Origin of the sequence: Staphylococcus agnetis, from assembly GCF_002901865.1 — a bacterium.
Taxonomy (GTDB): Bacteria; Bacillota; Bacilli; order Staphylococcales; family Staphylococcaceae; genus Staphylococcus; species Staphylococcus agnetis.
In genome coordinates this window covers 1-15,466 of the sequence record NZ_PPQF01000047.1, presented here as the reverse complement: position 1 = coordinate 15,466, position 15,466 = coordinate 1, and the positions used below count along the sequence as shown (strand labels likewise).

Genomic DNA, 15,466 nt, shown 5'->3' with positions numbered 1-15,466 from the left:
ACACTCCTTTATTTACGTTCAAAACGATGACTATCACGTTGATTAAATTTTTCCATCGTTTGATTAAAACTTTCTGTCATATCAATATTTAATGAATTTGCTAAACATAACAATACAAATAAATTATCTCCGAGTTCAGCTTCAATAGTATTAGCCGCTTCTGAAGCTTTTTTTGGTTTCTCACCGTGATAGTGATTAATTTCACGTGCAAGTTCTCCTACTTCTTCAGTTAAACGCGCTAAATTTGCAAGTGGTGAGAAGTACCCTGCTTTAAATTGAGATATATAATCATCCACTTCTTGTTGCATCATTTTCATTGATTTATTCATTTAACGCACCCTTTCAATGTCTTAATCTTTATCTTACATGATAATCTAGGGTATCGGCAATTTTGGGACATTGGACATTGAAAAGAGACAAAATAAAACATCCATTCTGGTATATCAGAATGGATGTTTTATACGTATTATTATTCTTCAGAACGTGCGATAAGAATTAATCTTACTAACTCAGCAACGGCTACTGCTGTAGCGGCAACATAAGTCATTGCAGCTGCACGTAACACACGGCCAGCATGTTTATATTCTTTTTCATTTACAATATTCAAACGTTGAATTTGCTTCATTGCACGTTTACTTGCATCAAATTCTACTGGCAATGTAATGATTGAGAACAACACAGCAAAAGCCATAAAGAAAATCCCAATCCATAATAGCGTAGAACCGAATGCAATATGCAACATTGTCAAAATGAATCCAGCAGTAATAAGTAAGTATGATAACGAACTACCTAAATTTGCTACTGGTACTAATGCAGAACGGAAACGTAAGAAGAAATACCCCTCATAATGTTGAATCGCATGACCAACTTCATGGGCTGCGATCGCTGTACCCGCAACGCTTGGTCGATTATAGTTAGAAGGTGATAAAACGACTACTTTTTTACTTGGATCATAATGATCAGTTAAAAAGCCCTCGCCTTCTTTCACATCTACGTCATAAATGCCATTAGCATGTAGAATTTCTAAAGCAACTTCTCGTCCCGTCTTGCCACTTGTAGATCTAACTTGTGAATATTTTTCATAGTTAGATTTAACTTTATGTTGAGCATACATTGGGAGGATCATAAGTATTACAAAATAAATAATTAAATTAATAAAAGACATTATGTTCACTCCTTTAATACTATTGTAAGTGGTTGATTAATAATGGTCAAACTTTTTAACCTTTCGTTGATGACAGACATAAATTGATATTAACAATGGTAGAACACTTAACCAAAATGCGACGTAACCAATGATAGATTCGTATGGTGTCAATGAACCATATTTTGGAAATTGATGAAAGACATAATCTATCACATCATTGTGAAACACCCAAACCATAGCAAAGGAAATGCTCAGACATGTGATTTTGAACCGAGGTAAAAATAAAAATGCTTGAATCACCATGATGGCATGAGTTACTAACAAGATTACCCCTAATAAATAAATAGTTTGGTCGTGGATACTTAAAAATATAATCATGAAAATGGCCCATACACCGTATTTAATCAAGGTGATAAATGCGAGGGTATCAATGATTGCATTGCGGTGATTGAAAAGCATTAACCCAATACTCACAGTTAAACAGAGCGTTGCATTAGGACTGTCAGGTATAAACAACCAATATTTCCAATGAGAAAGAGATAATCTGTGCGCATACCATACATAACCGAAAATCGTACCCATTAAATTACATAGAAATAAAAATGTTAATATGGCGCGATTGTATATTAAAATCGGATGCAGTGAAGACCAGTTCATAGCATAACTCCTTAAAACAACACGCTTATCTTATTTAACTACACGTAATAACGCCGTATAGTAATAAAAAGTGTGTTGATCTTTCATTTGTAAACTCAAATCAATTTGAGATTCAATGATATGCATCAAATGTTGGCGCATATCATTGCTCAAATGAATGTTAGCTACGTCATTAAAATAACATGTGTTATGATGAGACGTTAATAATTGATGTAAAATAATATGATCAAGTCGTAAATCTCTATATTTGGCATGAGAAAAGTGGATTTTTAAATCTATCGGTGCCGTATCGTTAATGATGCGAGTAAAGATTTCATTTGTATTCACATATGTCATTCCATCCATCGTCAAACGTATAGCTGGGTATTCACTATTTTCAACTGAAATTTCTAACGTAAGATGTCCAGGTATCATTTGATCAACGAAATTAATCCGACTTAAAAAATCATCATCTGATTTAAAATAATTTAACAACCACACAGATATTCGTGATTTAAACTGATATTGAAACAATAAATAATCAATCAAATGTTGTTTGTCTTGATTGATGGGCACCTCAAACATCGTATCCTCCTAGCTCAAACGTGCATACTCATCATGCCATCTTTCTTCATGAGGCTCCTTTTGAAGCAGCGCGTTTAAAATAGATTTGGCTTGAGCAATGTGACCGACTTCAATTAAATACGCATAGTAATCTTTTAAGAAATCCGTATTATCTTCTAGTGCTACAAAAGCTAAATCGTAAAAATGTTGCGCTTCCTTATCGCGTTCTTCTTGGCCAAGTGCATAAGCTAATTGCCATGTAAATACAGGATCCATGTCTTCTTCATTAGCATATTGTACTAATTCAATTAATGCTTCATAGTCTTCTTGATGGCGGTAAAAATCAGCAAGCATTAATAACGGTTCTTGATAACTTGGGTCGACTTCGAGTGCTTGTTTTAATAAAGCAACCGCTTCATTTTGATCACCATGTTCGATTTTTAAAGCGCCTGTACTGTACATAAGCTCTTTATAATATTGATTTAAACGTAAACCTTCGTCACCGATATCAATGGCGTCAGCGAACATTTTTTCATTTTCATATAACTGCTGTAAATAAAAATAAGCTTGGATGAAGTCAGGATCTTTATTCAATAAAGATTTAGTGATTTTTATTGCTTCTTGTGTTCGATCGTTTTTCTCAAATGCGACGGCTTTCTTTAAGTAATCCTCAGGAACCATTTCTTGTTCATTCATTTCATCATACCATTTCAAGGCATCTAGGTAATTGCCGCTTTGAAGACTACTATCTGCAAGGCGTGAAAATAAATTCACACCATTCACTTCGTATTCTCCCCTTTCTAACACCGTATCATACTCACGTGATGCCCTTAAATACTGGCCATCAAAATAGAGGAGTTCAGCAAGCGCAAAATGTATGACAGGATCATTTGGTTGTAATTCAAGTGCTTCTGTCAATTTATCAGTGGCAACTTCAAGCATATTAATTTGTTGATATAAATCTGCTTCTAGTAATAATTTTTCTGGGGAGACAGGGACTTCATTCAAATATTCCAACGCTTCATCTATTTGATTTTCGGTTACAAGGCCTTCTATAAAATAGATAAGCACTTCCCCTTCATCAGGATATTTGTGGTATAACGTGCGAAACACCTCAAGACCTTGAGGTGTTAACCCGTATTGATATAATGTTTCTCCGAGTGCAAATAACCCTTCATCGTCATCTGACTGAAGTACTTCTTGTACACGTGAATCGAGGTTGTCTAAATTTTGTAAATTGATATCATCTATAATTTTATAGATATCTTCCATGTTATCCCTCATTCTCAAATTGTTTTAGTATCGGTAAGAATCCAGGAAAAGAAACATTTACACTATCAAACTGTTTAATATGAATAGATTCTGAGTGAAGTAACGACGCAACTGCAAGCATCATTCCGATTCTATGATCGGTATGACTATCAACTTCACAAGGTGTTTGCAATTGAGATGAGTGTATGATCATTCCATCATCAGTGGGTTCTAAATGAAAACCAAGTCGATTTAATTCACTTGCAGTAGTATCTATTCTGTTTGTTTCTTTAACCTTTAATTCTTCGGCATCTTTTATAATACTTGAACCTTTAGCTTGTGTACAGAGTAAAGCAATGACTGGTAGTTCATCTATACAGCGTGGAATAATATTTCCACTTATTTCAATAGGTTTCAAATGAGGGGTATATCGAACGTGTAACGTTGCGGTTGGTTCAGGTGTGTTGGTTTGATTTAAAATTTCAAGATTGCCACCCATTTGTTGAACCACTTCGATGATGCCATCCCGTGTTGGATTCATGCCCACGTGATGTAAATAGATATCGCTTCCTGGTGTAATAAGTGCTGCTACTATAAAGAAAGCAGCTGATGAAATATCTCCAGGTACATCAAAATCAGTGGCTTTAATGTGATGGATACTGTTGCCTGGCAATACTATACGATGTGATGACACATTGATAGGAATCCCGTAATGTGCGAACATTGTTTCAGTATGATTTCTAGACGTATCTAATTCTTCTATTACCGATTCATTGTTGGCAAAAAGACTGGCAAACAAAATTGCACTTTTAACCTGAGCGCTTGCTACAGGCATTTTATAATGAATACCCTGTATAAGCCCTTTTTCTATTACTAGTGGCGTATAGTTATTCTCTATGCCTCGTATTTTAACGCCCATTTGTTGAAGCGGCTCTATCACACGATTCATTGGTCGCTTTCCTATTGAATTATCACCCGACAATACACTCTCAATCCCTAAGCCACCTAATAACCCTGCCATAAGACGGGTTGTAGTTCCTGAATTACCTGTGTATAGCGCTTGGTGTGGCGTTTTAAAATGTTTGAAACCTGGAGATGTAATCTGTAGTTGCTCTTCTTTAAATTGCATTGAAACGCCAAGTGATTGGAAAATTTCTGCGGTTCTAAGACAATCTTCACCTAACAATGGTTTATTGATGATAGATGTCCCTTGGGCTAACGATGCTAACATGATAGCACGATGTGTCATCGATTTATCACCAGGTATTGTTACATGACCTTTTAAAGGTCCTTGTATAGAAATGGTTTCCATTAGTGCACCTCCTGATGATATTGAAGCATTTGATCAAATGCTTCTTTTAAAATGTGTTTCGGTATATGTTCGACTGTTGCTTGACCTATACGTTGAAGTAAAACCATTTGCACACCAGTCGCGGTATTTTTCTTATCTGATAACATGAGTGTATATAATGATTCGAAATCAAATGTATCGAGTAATGATAAAGGGTACTCAAGTTGTTTTAAATAATGATAAAAATGATCTGTAGCAAATTGTGTCTGTAAAATGATATTTGCGACATAAAATTGATATAAAATACCAATCATCACAGCGTGTCCATGCGGCATGTGATGTGCATATTCAATAGCATGTCCAAACGTGTGACCTAAGTTTAGAAATTTTCGGTTTCCTTTTTCGTTTTCATCTTCAATGACAATGTCTAGCTTAGTCTCGATGCCTTGAACTATATGTTGTTCAATATGGTCAAGATGTTTTAAGGACTGTAATGTAGCAAAGTGTTGTTCTAATGTGTCTACAGCCTCATGATTTGAAAGTAATGCATGCTTATAAATTTCAGCATAGCCACTTTGTATTTCAGTTGTCGGTAAAGATGTTAAAAAATTCAAATCATAAATCACTGCTTTTGGTCGATGGAAGGCACCGATTAAATTTTTACCATAGGATGCATTAATGCCTACTTTACCGCCAACACTAGAGTCATGTGCAAGCAGCGTTGTTGGCACTTGGATAAAATCAACACCTCTTAATAATGTTGCAGCTATGAAACCAGCGAAATCTCCTGTGGCACCCCCACCAATCGCCACGACACAGGACTGACGTGTAGGATGATGTTCAAGAAGTTGATTCATATATTGATCATAATATTGAATGTATTTCACTTGTTCTCCAGAGGGGATTTCAATCATGATATATGATTGGAAGCGTTTTTTAATCGATGGCCATAGTTGAGCAACATTCTGATCGATTAAAATGAATACATGCTGGTAATCTGCAATATAGTCATCTAGTTTATCAATGGCATTTTTTTCAATAATAATGGGATAATTGTTAGATTCATAACGTGTGAACAATTTCATAGTCTATCCCCTTAATACGTTTTATTTCGCATTCTACGTGCGTCAACTTGTGAAAGTAATGTTTCAAAATCATTGGATTCAAATTCTTCTAATATGGCTTTTGTAATTTCAAAAGCAACCGCATGCTCACATACTACACTTGCCGCAGGAACCGCACAGCTATCGGAACGTTCTATCGTCGCTTTAAAAGGCGCTTTCGTTTTGATATCGACAGAGGCTAAAGGTTTATATAAGGTAGGTATAGGTTTCATAACAGCATTCACAACAATTGGCATTCCATTTGACATACCGCCTTCAAGGCCACCTAAATGATTCGTTTCACGGTAGTATCCTTTTTCATCATCATATAAAATAGGATCTTGAACTTGTGAGCCTAAAAGTGATCCTGCTTTAAAGCCTACGCCCAAACTCACGCCTTTAAATGCATTAATGCCAACAACACTTTGAGCGATTCGACCGTCTAATTTACGATCATAGTGAACATAGCTTCCAATCCCTACTGGCATTTGATCAACGATAACTTGAACGACGCCACCAATAGAGTCGCCTTCTTGTTTCGCTTGATCGATTTTGTCGCGAATCTTTTGTGCAATACCTTCATCAATGACACGTACATCATTACGATCTACATGCGTTTTTAAAGTAGCTAGGTCATAATCGCCCTCATCTTTAATGCCTCCAATTTCAACAACACGACTGTATAGATGAATATCCAATTGAGCAAGTAAACTTTTACAAATGGCTCCCACTGCCACTCGCGCTGCCGTTTCTCGCGCAGATGAACGCTCTAGCACATTTCTTAAATCTTGATGATGATACTTCATTCCACCCACTAAATCGGCATGGCCTGGACGAGGCTTAGTAATGACACGTTTCATATTTTCTTGCTGTTCAGCTGTGATTGGGTCAGCCCCCATAATATTTTTCCAATGTGTAAAATCATCGTTTTTAATTACTACGGTTACAGGACTGCCTAGCGTGTAACCATGGCGTACACCAGATACAATGGCTACATTGTCTTTTTCAATTTGCATTCTGCGTCCTCGCCCATAGCCACCTTGACGTTTAAACATTTCTTGATTAATTTGATCTATATCAATTTTCACATTAGCGGGTAGTCCTTCTATAATTACTGTCAGTTGAGGACCATGTGATTCGCCTGCGGTTAAAAATCTCATTTTAGGCATCTCCTTCTATATAGAATAATGATGATGTTTCAAGCTTATCATAGCTCTTAGTTTCATCGCACTGATTAAAATAAATATGTTACCTATCTTAGCATAAAACATGCGATAAATTAACAGAAAAATATGAAAAAGTTTAACGCTTTTAATAGCTAAAGTATAAGGGTAAAAAATTAGAACAGTCAAATCAAAGATTTAACCGTTCTATTGGATATCTATGCACTTATATGTCTTAAATTAATAGGTTATTCGTAAAGCCAAACTTCATCAGGAGATTGATATTGGCTAATTTCTTCGGGTTTGAACCATAAATTTATTTCACGTTCAGCAGATGCTACTGAGTCTGAACCATGAACAACATTTCTACCTACCGTTAAACCTAAGTCTCCTCGAATAGATCCTGGTGTTGCTTCTGATGGATTTGTAGCACCGATAATATGACGCGCTACTGCAACGGCATCTTCACCTTCTACAACCATTGCAAAAACAGGTGCTGACGTAATAAAAGAAATGAGTTTTGAATAAAAAGGTTTATCTTTATGTTCGCTATAATGTGTTTCTGCTAATGATTGAGGCACAGTCATTAACTTAGCACCTACTAATTTTAAACCTTTTTTCTCGAGACGTTGAACGACTTCTCCAATTAATTTTCTTTGTACAGCATCTGGTTTAATCATTACAAATGTTTTTTCCATTTTGAGGATCCCCCTGTATTTATGTATAGATTACAAGATTATCCTACCATGATAATAAAGCGCTTTCAATTGTTTTGTCATTTATTTCATGCGGTTTTGGAGTTTTAATATTAATTTATTAAATAATGGTTTAGCGTCGTTTTCTGGTATCGTATTGAGCAACTGTTTTGCGCGTTGTAAATATTTTTCACTTACACGTTTAGACTGCATAATGGCATCTGAATGACGCACTTGGTTGATGCACACTTCAAATGCTTCTTGAGATGCGTTTGCATGAAGTTGCTCAACACGTTGTTTAAATTCCGGGTCTTTTTTCATTTCAAGGAGTGTTGGTAATGTCAAATGTCCATTACGTAAGTCACTTCCTACAGGTTTACCTAACTTTTTCTCAGTACTTGTAAAGTCTAAAATATCATCAACGATTTGAAAACTCATACCGATGTTATAACCAATATCTCTCATACATTTGACGGTTGCCTGATCCGCATTTGCACTCATTGCTCCGACTTCTGTCGCTAATTGAATCAGTAAAGCGGTTTTTCTTTTAATACGACGTAAGTAATTTGTTAGAGATTGAGGCGTACGAAATTGGTCTTGAAATTGAAATAATTCGCCACGGCACACTTCTATAATCGCATGGGATAACGTACGATGAATCTCATAATTTTCAATTGCTGCTAAATGCGCAATTGCACGTGAAAGTAAAAAATTACCAGTTAAAATAGCTGTAGATTGACTCCATTCAAATTCTACTGTAGTTTTGCCACGTCTTTTGTCACTTAAATCAATCACATCATCATGAACTAAAGTTGCCATATGAATTAATTCTAAGGCTGCTGCAACGCGATATGTTGCATCTGTAGGACGTGCACCAGTTAAGTAACTGCTTAATATAACGAATAGCGGGCGTACACGTTTACCACCGGAAGATAATAAATGTTCAGAAGCCTGTTGTAGTGTTGGATCTTCACAATGCATTAATTGTGCTAATGAAGTTTCAATATGTTTTAATTCACGATTCATGTTAATTTTAGACATGGGTTCCTCACCTTTAATTATTTCGTTTTAGGTTTTTTAGCCAAATGCATTGCAGCTACCCCACCTGTGAAGCGGCGTACTTTCACATTTTCAAATGCTACAGATTCAAAAAGCTTCTTTAAAGTTTCACTGTCAGGAAAATCAAATGCGGACTGTTGCAACCATTCATACTCTTGTTTTGATTTTGCAAATATCTTACCGAATAAAGGCATAATAAACTTAAAATAAAGCTTATATCCCTGCTTAAATATTGGTGCTGTCGGTTGACTGGTTTCTAAACAAACGACCATGCCACCTGGTTTTAAAACACGGTACATTTCAGATAATGCTTTAGTATAGTCAGGAATATTACGTAAACCAAAGCCGATTGTTACATAATCAAAGCTATTATCATCAAAAGGTAATGCCATCGCATCACCTTGGACAAGACGGATATTAGACATATTGGATGTTTTTGCTTCGCCTACTTTTAACATATTTTCACTAAAGTCCAATCCCGTCACTTCTCCTGATGGTCCAACCGCCTTGCTTAAAGCAATTGTCCAATCAGCAGTGCCGCAACATACATCTAATGCAGTTGAGCCTGGTTGTACATTCATTTCCTTCATCACTTTTTTACGCCAAACTTTATGTTGTTCGAAACTGATAATGTTATTAAGTTTATCGTACTTACCTGAAATGTTTTGAAAAACTTCATGTACTTGTTCTTTATTCGCTTTATTCTTCATTTAAACCACTCCATTATAATGATATTTTGAGTGTAACGTTTGGATTACTTTTGAAATTTCCTCTTCAGTAAAGAAATTGAGGTATGTGAGTTGTTCGAGTTTGATTTGATTGATCACAGCTTGACGGATGGTTGCGCGTTCGTCATTTAGCTGGTAAATATCAATGAGTGCTTCAATTAAACATAACTCAACTTGTATGATGGTTTCTAATAATTCAGTTTGGGAAATTTGTTGATAGTTATGTTGTAAATGAGATTTTAACGCATTCATATGAATCAGTGCGTCACTGATTAATTTTTGAAATTGTGTCGATTGAATTTGAGCGATTAAATTGTAATAGTGCGCACTGTATAAGTCGCCTATTAAAATGGCATCGCGTTCATATTTATAATAACTAATGCGATCTAGATGTGTCATAGCCGTGTAAATCGAAAATACGGCATCCTTTGATAATTCTGGAATATCAAGACGATCTAAAATCTCACTTAAATCATGATTGATATAGACATTTTTAGGTTTATGTATTTGAAATAATATTTGATCAATTTGTTTTTCTAAGCGTTCAAATGTTTTGCGCATCAGTCACACCCCAATTTATAATCACTCTCTATATTAACATTAACAATATGAAAATTAAATCTGTATTGTTTCGTAAAATGGTGAAACTTACATGATTATGTTAAAACGGTTTCAAAGCTTATTTATTATGTATCACTTGGGTATGTATGACAAAAAAAGATAAGTATAAAATAAGAAAAAAGCCCTATTAAAAAGGGCTTTCTAAGTAAATAATTGAATTATTTCACTGCATCTTTTAAAGCTTTACCTGCTTTGAAAGCTGGAACTTTGCTTGCAGGAATATCAATTTCTTTACCTGTTTGAGGGTTACGTCCTTTACGTGGTGCACGCTCACGTACCTCAAAGTTACCGAAACCGATTAATTGTACTTTGTCACCTTTTGCTAGTGATTTTTGAATTGATTCGAAAACGGCATCAACAGCTTGACCAGCTTCCTTTTTAGTTAAGTCAGCTTGTTCAGCTACAGCGTTGATTAAGTCAGTTTTGTTCATGTCAATTCACCTCCTAAAGGTTTATGTAATGATAATTCAATTATCATTATGCTATGACTTTAACACAAGCAATAGCGATACTGCAACGATTTATACAAGAAAAACACTGATTTAATGCGTTTTTCTTAAAAATTGATTGTATTTAAGTTACAAGTACCTTAAATTGTGTGGAAAAGTTGTAAAATACACCAAGAATTGGCGTTACGCATATAGATATGCGCTTTTATTGTACCCTTTAGCTTAACGCCATAAACAGTCATTTTACAAAAAAATTATAAATTTGAAGTTATTCAGCTTTTTTATCTCTGCCCATTAAGATTTTCAATTCTTTTTCTACTGGTTGATCTTCAAATAAAACGCGGTACAATGCTTTAGTAATTGGCATTTCTACACCTTCTTGTTGTGCGAGGTTATAAACAGATTGTGTTGTATACACACCTTCAGCCACCATGTTCATATCTTTTAAAATGTCATCAAGCTTTTGACCTTTACCAAGTTTGTACCCCAATGAAAAGTTTCGAGAATGCGTAGATGTACAAGTAACGATGAGGTCGCCGATACCGCCTAGACCTTGAAAAGTCAGAGGGTCAGCACCTAATTTAACGCCTAAACGTGTGATTTCAGCAAGTCCGCGCGTGATTAAGGCAGCTTTTGCGTTATCTCCATAGCCCATGCCTGATACAACACCACTCGCTATGGCGATAATATTTTTGAGCGCGCCTCCAAGTTCCACACCTACTAAATCATCATTCGTATATACGCGTAAGTAATCTGTCATAAATAGGTCTTGAATTAATTGGCGTAACTTAGGATTTTCAGATGCGGCAGCAACTGTAGTCGGTTGTTTAATAACAACTTCTTCTGCATGACTTGGGCCTGATAAAATGCCAATGCCAGCATTAAAGTCAGGTGAGATGGTATCTTCGAGCATTTCGGAAACACGTTTGAATGTACCATTCTCAATACCTTTCGTCACATGGATGAATGATTTCTTAGAGTGAAGCTTTTCGTTCACTTGACCCATCACTTCTCGAATCGCTTTTGTAGGTAATGCAATAATAAAAATATCTGAATGGTCGATTGCTGCGTCCAAATGTGTTGTTGCTTTAATTGTAGTATCCAATTGTGCATCTTTTAAATAATTTACATTTGTGTGTTGTGTATTGATTTCATCGATAGTAGATTGGTTTTTCCCCCACATTAATACATGGTGTTTATTTTCAGCTAGGACGTTGGCAAGTGCACTACCAAAACTTCCTGTACCAAATACTGTTATATTGCTCATTTTGATTCCTCCGAATTTAATTTCGTTTTCTAGCAATGATATGAACCGGCGTACCTTCAAATCCGAACGCTTGTCGTATCTGATTTTCTAAATAGCGTTTATAGGAGAAGTGTAGCAATTCTACATCATTCACAAACACTACAAATGTCGGTGGTTCTATGGCAACTTGCGTAGCGTAAAAAACATTTAATCGACGGCCTTTATCCGTCGGTGTTGGATTCATTGAAATCGCGTCTGTAATCACTTCGTTTAAAGTCGAACTTTGGACACGCTTCTTATGGTTTTCGCTTGCTTCATTGATTAATGGGAATAATGTTTGCAAACGTGCACGTTCTTTAGCAGATACGAATGCAATTTGAGCATAATCTAAGAATTGGAAGTTTTGACGAATATCATCCATAAATTTTTTCATTGTTTTACTATCTTTTTCAACAGTGTCCCATTTATTAACAACGATAACAATCGCTTTTCCTTCTTCATGTGCATACCCTGCGACACGCTTATCTTGTTCGATTATACCCGTTTCAGCATCTATGACTACAAGTACAACATTAGAACGTTCTATCGCTTTTAATGCGCGCAATACGGAATATTTTTCAGTAGATTCGTATACTTTTCCTTTTTTACGCATCCCTGCTGTATCAATCAATACATATTTTTGATCATCATATGTGTATTCTGTATCGATTGCATCACGTGTAGTTCCAGCCACATTTGAAACAATCACTCGCTCCTCACCAAGTATGGCATTGACAAGGCTAGATTTTCCTACATTTGGGCGTCCGATTAATGAGAGACGAATTGTATCTTCATCATATTCATCTTCAATGTCTTCTTTAAAGTGGCGTGCAACAGCATCGAGTAAATCTCCTAAACCTAAGCCGTGAGAACCTGATAATGGATAGGGTTCACCAAACCCTAATGAATAAAAATCATAAATATCATTTCTCATTTCAGGATTATCAACTTTATTTACAGCTAGAACAACTGGTTTTTTTGATTTATAAAGCATTTGTGCAACCATTTCGTCGCTTTGTGTTAGGCCCTCGCGCACGTTAACCATAAAAATGATGACGTCTGCTTCTTCTATTGCGAGTTCTGCTTGCGCTCTAATTTGAGTTTGAAATGGTGCATCTCCGATTTCAATACCGCCTGTATCTATAATATTAAATTCATGTGTAAGCCAATCGCCACTTGAATAAATTCTGTCTCGTGTAACACCTGGTGTATCTTCAACGATTGAAACACGTTCCCCAACGATGCGATTGAAAATTGTTGATTTCCCTACATTTGGTCTTCCAACAATCGCTACAACTGGTTTCGTCATGATTGTTCTTCCTCTCTTTAAATATCCTTATTATTTTAGCATAAAGAATTGTCATTTTAAAAGGACGTATGTAAGACTGTTTTTATTTACATACTCGACACACATACATATGTTCATTCCCTTAAAAGTCTAAATATGAATGGGTTGCATCATTGTTCATTATATCATGGACAGGCCTTTTGATTAAAAATAAAAAAGCAGAGACATACGAGATGCATGTCTCTGCCAAAAAGATTATAAATTTAAGTCTTTTAATTTATCTCCGAACACATCACCGAGTGTTGGATTATTTTCATTTTCATCCTCAGAAGATTGAGTGTAAGATTTTGTTGTTTCTTCAGATGCTTCATTAGTTTCTTCTTGAGGTAATGCAGCTTTAATCGAAAGTGAAATGCGTTCTTCTTCAGGATTAATACCTAAAATTTTAACTTTAACTGCTTGTCCTGGTTCCAATACTTCATTTGGTGTACCAATATGTTTGTGACTAATTTCAGAGATGTGAACTAACCCTTGTAAGCCTTTATCAATTTCTACAAAAGCACCAAAGTTAGCGAGTCTCATCACTTTACCGTCAACAATGTCACCCTCACTGTATGTCTCTTGAATTGTTTCAAAAGGGCTCGGTAACGTATCTTTAATAGATAATGAAATGCGTTCTGAGTCTTGTTCAACAGAGCGAACTTTCACTTTTACAGTATCACCAATTGAAACAACTTCCTCAGGTGATTTAACGTGTTCATGAGATAACTCAGATACGTGTACTAAACCATCTACGCCACCAAGATCAATAAACGCACCAAAGTTTGTTAATCGTGCAACTTTTCCTTCGATTACGTCGCCAGCTTTAATAGATTTTAACAGTTCTTCTTTTTTCTTTGCGTTTTCTTCTGCTTCTACAGCTTTACGGCTTAGGATGACACGATTATTAGATGGGTCAAGTTCTTCTACTTTTAATTCAAGAACTTTACCTTCATAATCTGAGAAATCTTCAATGAAATCAGTTGAAATTAGCGATGCCGGAATGAAACCTCTTTGTCCAACGTCAACAACCAAGCCACCTTTAACAACTTCTGTTACTTTGGCTTCAATTGTTTCATTATTATCTAATTTTTCTTGTAGAAATTCATATGATTTCTCTTCTTCTAATTGTCTTTTTGAAAGAATGTAACTACCTGTGTCGTTGTCTTCATCTACTTCGATTTTAGTTACATATGCTCCAATTTCATCTCCGACTTTTACTACTTCATTTGCATTATCAATATGATGTGTTGATAACTGGCTTATTGGGATGATTCCGTTATATTTTCCGCCATTAACGTGTACAACAACATGTTTATCTTCAATTTGTTGTACCTCGCCTGTTACCTTATCGCCCTCTTTAATGTCTTTAATCATTGATTCATTGAATTCTTCAGTCATCATGAATGCCTCCTTATACTACTACATAATACTAACATCTTATAAAAGTGTAAAATTGTCAAGAAATTTAGATAAGTTAGAATTAAGCGCTTTGAGAATACAAAATGAGTAAAATTTTTATAAAAAAATAAAAATGCATCATAGAATATGACAATATACGATGGTCTCGACCAGTAAAAATTAAATTCTGTATTTTTACTGGTGTTACGCTTAAAACTAAACTAAAAAAATTTAGTTTATTTGATTTTGTGCCGATCGAGCTAATGAAATGATGCGTTCTGTAACTTGCTCAATCGTTAAGCCAGTTGTATCAATTTCAATCGCATCGTCAGCTTTTCTAAGTGGTGAGATTTCACGGTTCATGTCATAGGCATCACGCTCAGCAATGTCTTTCATAAGTTGTTCGTATGTTGCATCAATACCACGTGCTTCGTTGTCTTTTAAACGACGCATCGCACGTTCTTCGACAGATGCAATCATATAAACTTTTAATTCTGCATTTGGAAGTACTGTTGTACCAATATCACGCCCGTCCATGACAATTCCTTTTTCAATCGCAAGCTTTTGTTGCGCTTCAACTAAAAATTCACGAACTTCTTGCATTGAGGAGACATAAGAAACATTTTGTGTGACGTCATTTTCTCTTAAATAATCTGTTATATCTTCGTCTTGAAGAAGTACACGTTGCCCTTTATCAGGGTCATAAATTAATTCAAGTTGAATATTTGAGATAAGGTCTTTAAAAT

General features: G+C 35.5%; 17 protein-coding genes. All 17 read right to left on the bottom strand.

The features are described 5' to 3' along the window. Nucleotides 1-8: 8 nt before the first annotated feature. Entirely contained in the window at nt 9-329 is a 321-nt protein-coding gene (locus tag CD172_RS07665) for a nucleotide pyrophosphohydrolase (RefSeq protein WP_037564310.1), read from the bottom strand. A gap of 140 nt (nt 330-469) precedes the next feature. Continuing rightward, nucleotides 470-1,165 carry a zinc metallopeptidase gene (locus CD172_RS07660; protein WP_060551071.1) on the bottom strand — a complete coding sequence of 232 codons (696 nt, stop codon included), beginning with the start codon at nt 1,163-1,165 and terminating at the stop codon, nt 470-472. A 36-nt stretch (nt 1,166-1,201) separates the two neighbouring features. After that, nucleotides 1,202-1,804 (bottom strand): DUF1405 domain-containing protein, encoded by a 603-nt coding sequence (locus CD172_RS07655; RefSeq protein ID WP_103345985.1) that lies wholly within the window; start codon nt 1,802-1,804, stop codon nt 1,202-1,204. A gap of 30 nt (nt 1,805-1,834) precedes the next feature. Further along, a complete protein-coding gene (locus CD172_RS07650) occupies nt 1,835-2,368 on the bottom strand; it encodes a YpiB family protein (protein WP_103345984.1) in 534 nt (177 codons plus the stop codon). A 9-nt stretch (nt 2,369-2,377) separates the two neighbouring features. Beyond that, the gene (locus CD172_RS07645; RefSeq protein ID WP_103345983.1) at nt 2,378-3,619 is read right to left on the bottom strand and encodes a tetratricopeptide repeat protein; all 1,242 of its coding nucleotides are present in this window, start codon (nt 3,617-3,619) and stop codon (nt 2,378-2,380) included. 1 nt (nt 3,620) lies between these two features. Beyond that, complete coding sequence (gene aroA / locus CD172_RS07640; protein WP_103345982.1) at nt 3,621-4,910, bottom strand: 3-phosphoshikimate 1-carboxyvinyltransferase; 1,290 nt, start codon at nt 4,908-4,910, stop codon at nt 3,621-3,623. Beyond that, a complete protein-coding gene (gene aroB / locus CD172_RS07635; protein ID WP_103345981.1) occupies nt 4,910-5,974 on the bottom strand; it encodes a 3-dehydroquinate synthase in 1,065 nt (354 codons plus the stop codon). Before aroB ends, aroA begins: the two co-directional genes overlap by 1 nt. A gap of 11 nt (nt 5,975-5,985) precedes the next feature. Then, on the bottom strand, nt 5,986-7,152 hold the full coding sequence (aroC, locus tag CD172_RS07630) for a chorismate synthase (protein WP_103345980.1): 1,167 nt from the start codon (nt 7,150-7,152) through the stop codon (nt 5,986-5,988). Nucleotides 7,153-7,403: 251 nt separating this feature from the next. Next, a complete protein-coding gene (ndk, locus tag CD172_RS07625; RefSeq protein ID WP_060551078.1) occupies nt 7,404-7,853 on the bottom strand; it encodes a nucleoside-diphosphate kinase in 450 nt (149 codons plus the stop codon). A gap of 81 nt (nt 7,854-7,934) precedes the next feature. After that, nucleotides 7,935-8,891 carry a polyprenyl synthetase family protein gene (locus CD172_RS07620; RefSeq protein WP_103345979.1) on the bottom strand — a complete coding sequence of 319 codons (957 nt, stop codon included), beginning with the start codon at nt 8,889-8,891 and terminating at the stop codon, nt 7,935-7,937. 17 nt (nt 8,892-8,908) lie between these two features. Further along, on the bottom strand, nt 8,909-9,619 hold the full coding sequence (locus CD172_RS07615; RefSeq protein WP_037564286.1) for a demethylmenaquinone methyltransferase: 711 nt from the start codon (nt 9,617-9,619) through the stop codon (nt 8,909-8,911). Further along, nucleotides 9,620-10,198, bottom strand: coding sequence for a hypothetical protein (locus CD172_RS07610; RefSeq protein ID WP_060551080.1), 579 nt, complete (start codon nt 10,196-10,198; stop codon nt 9,620-9,622). 218 nt (nt 10,199-10,416) lie between these two features. Beyond that, entirely contained in the window at nt 10,417-10,689 is a 273-nt protein-coding gene (locus tag CD172_RS07605; protein ID WP_103345978.1) for an HU family DNA-binding protein, read from the bottom strand. Between the two features lie 286 nt (nt 10,690-10,975). Further along, complete coding sequence (locus tag CD172_RS07600; RefSeq protein WP_103345977.1) at nt 10,976-11,974, bottom strand: NAD(P)H-dependent glycerol-3-phosphate dehydrogenase; 999 nt, start codon at nt 11,972-11,974, stop codon at nt 10,976-10,978. Between the two features lie 16 nt (nt 11,975-11,990). Beyond that, the gene (der, locus tag CD172_RS07595) at nt 11,991-13,301 is read right to left on the bottom strand and encodes a ribosome biogenesis GTPase Der (RefSeq protein ID WP_060551082.1); all 1,311 of its coding nucleotides are present in this window, start codon (nt 13,299-13,301) and stop codon (nt 11,991-11,993) included. 234 nt (nt 13,302-13,535) lie between these two features. After that, nucleotides 13,536-14,720, bottom strand: a complete 1,185-nt coding sequence (gene rpsA / locus CD172_RS07590) for a 30S ribosomal protein S1 (protein ID WP_103345976.1) — start codon at nt 14,718-14,720, stop codon at nt 13,536-13,538. Between the two features lie 231 nt (nt 14,721-14,951). Next, the coding region (cmk, locus tag CD172_RS07585; protein ID WP_103345975.1) for a (d)CMP kinase at nt 14,952-15,466 on the bottom strand (515 nt) is incomplete at its 5' end.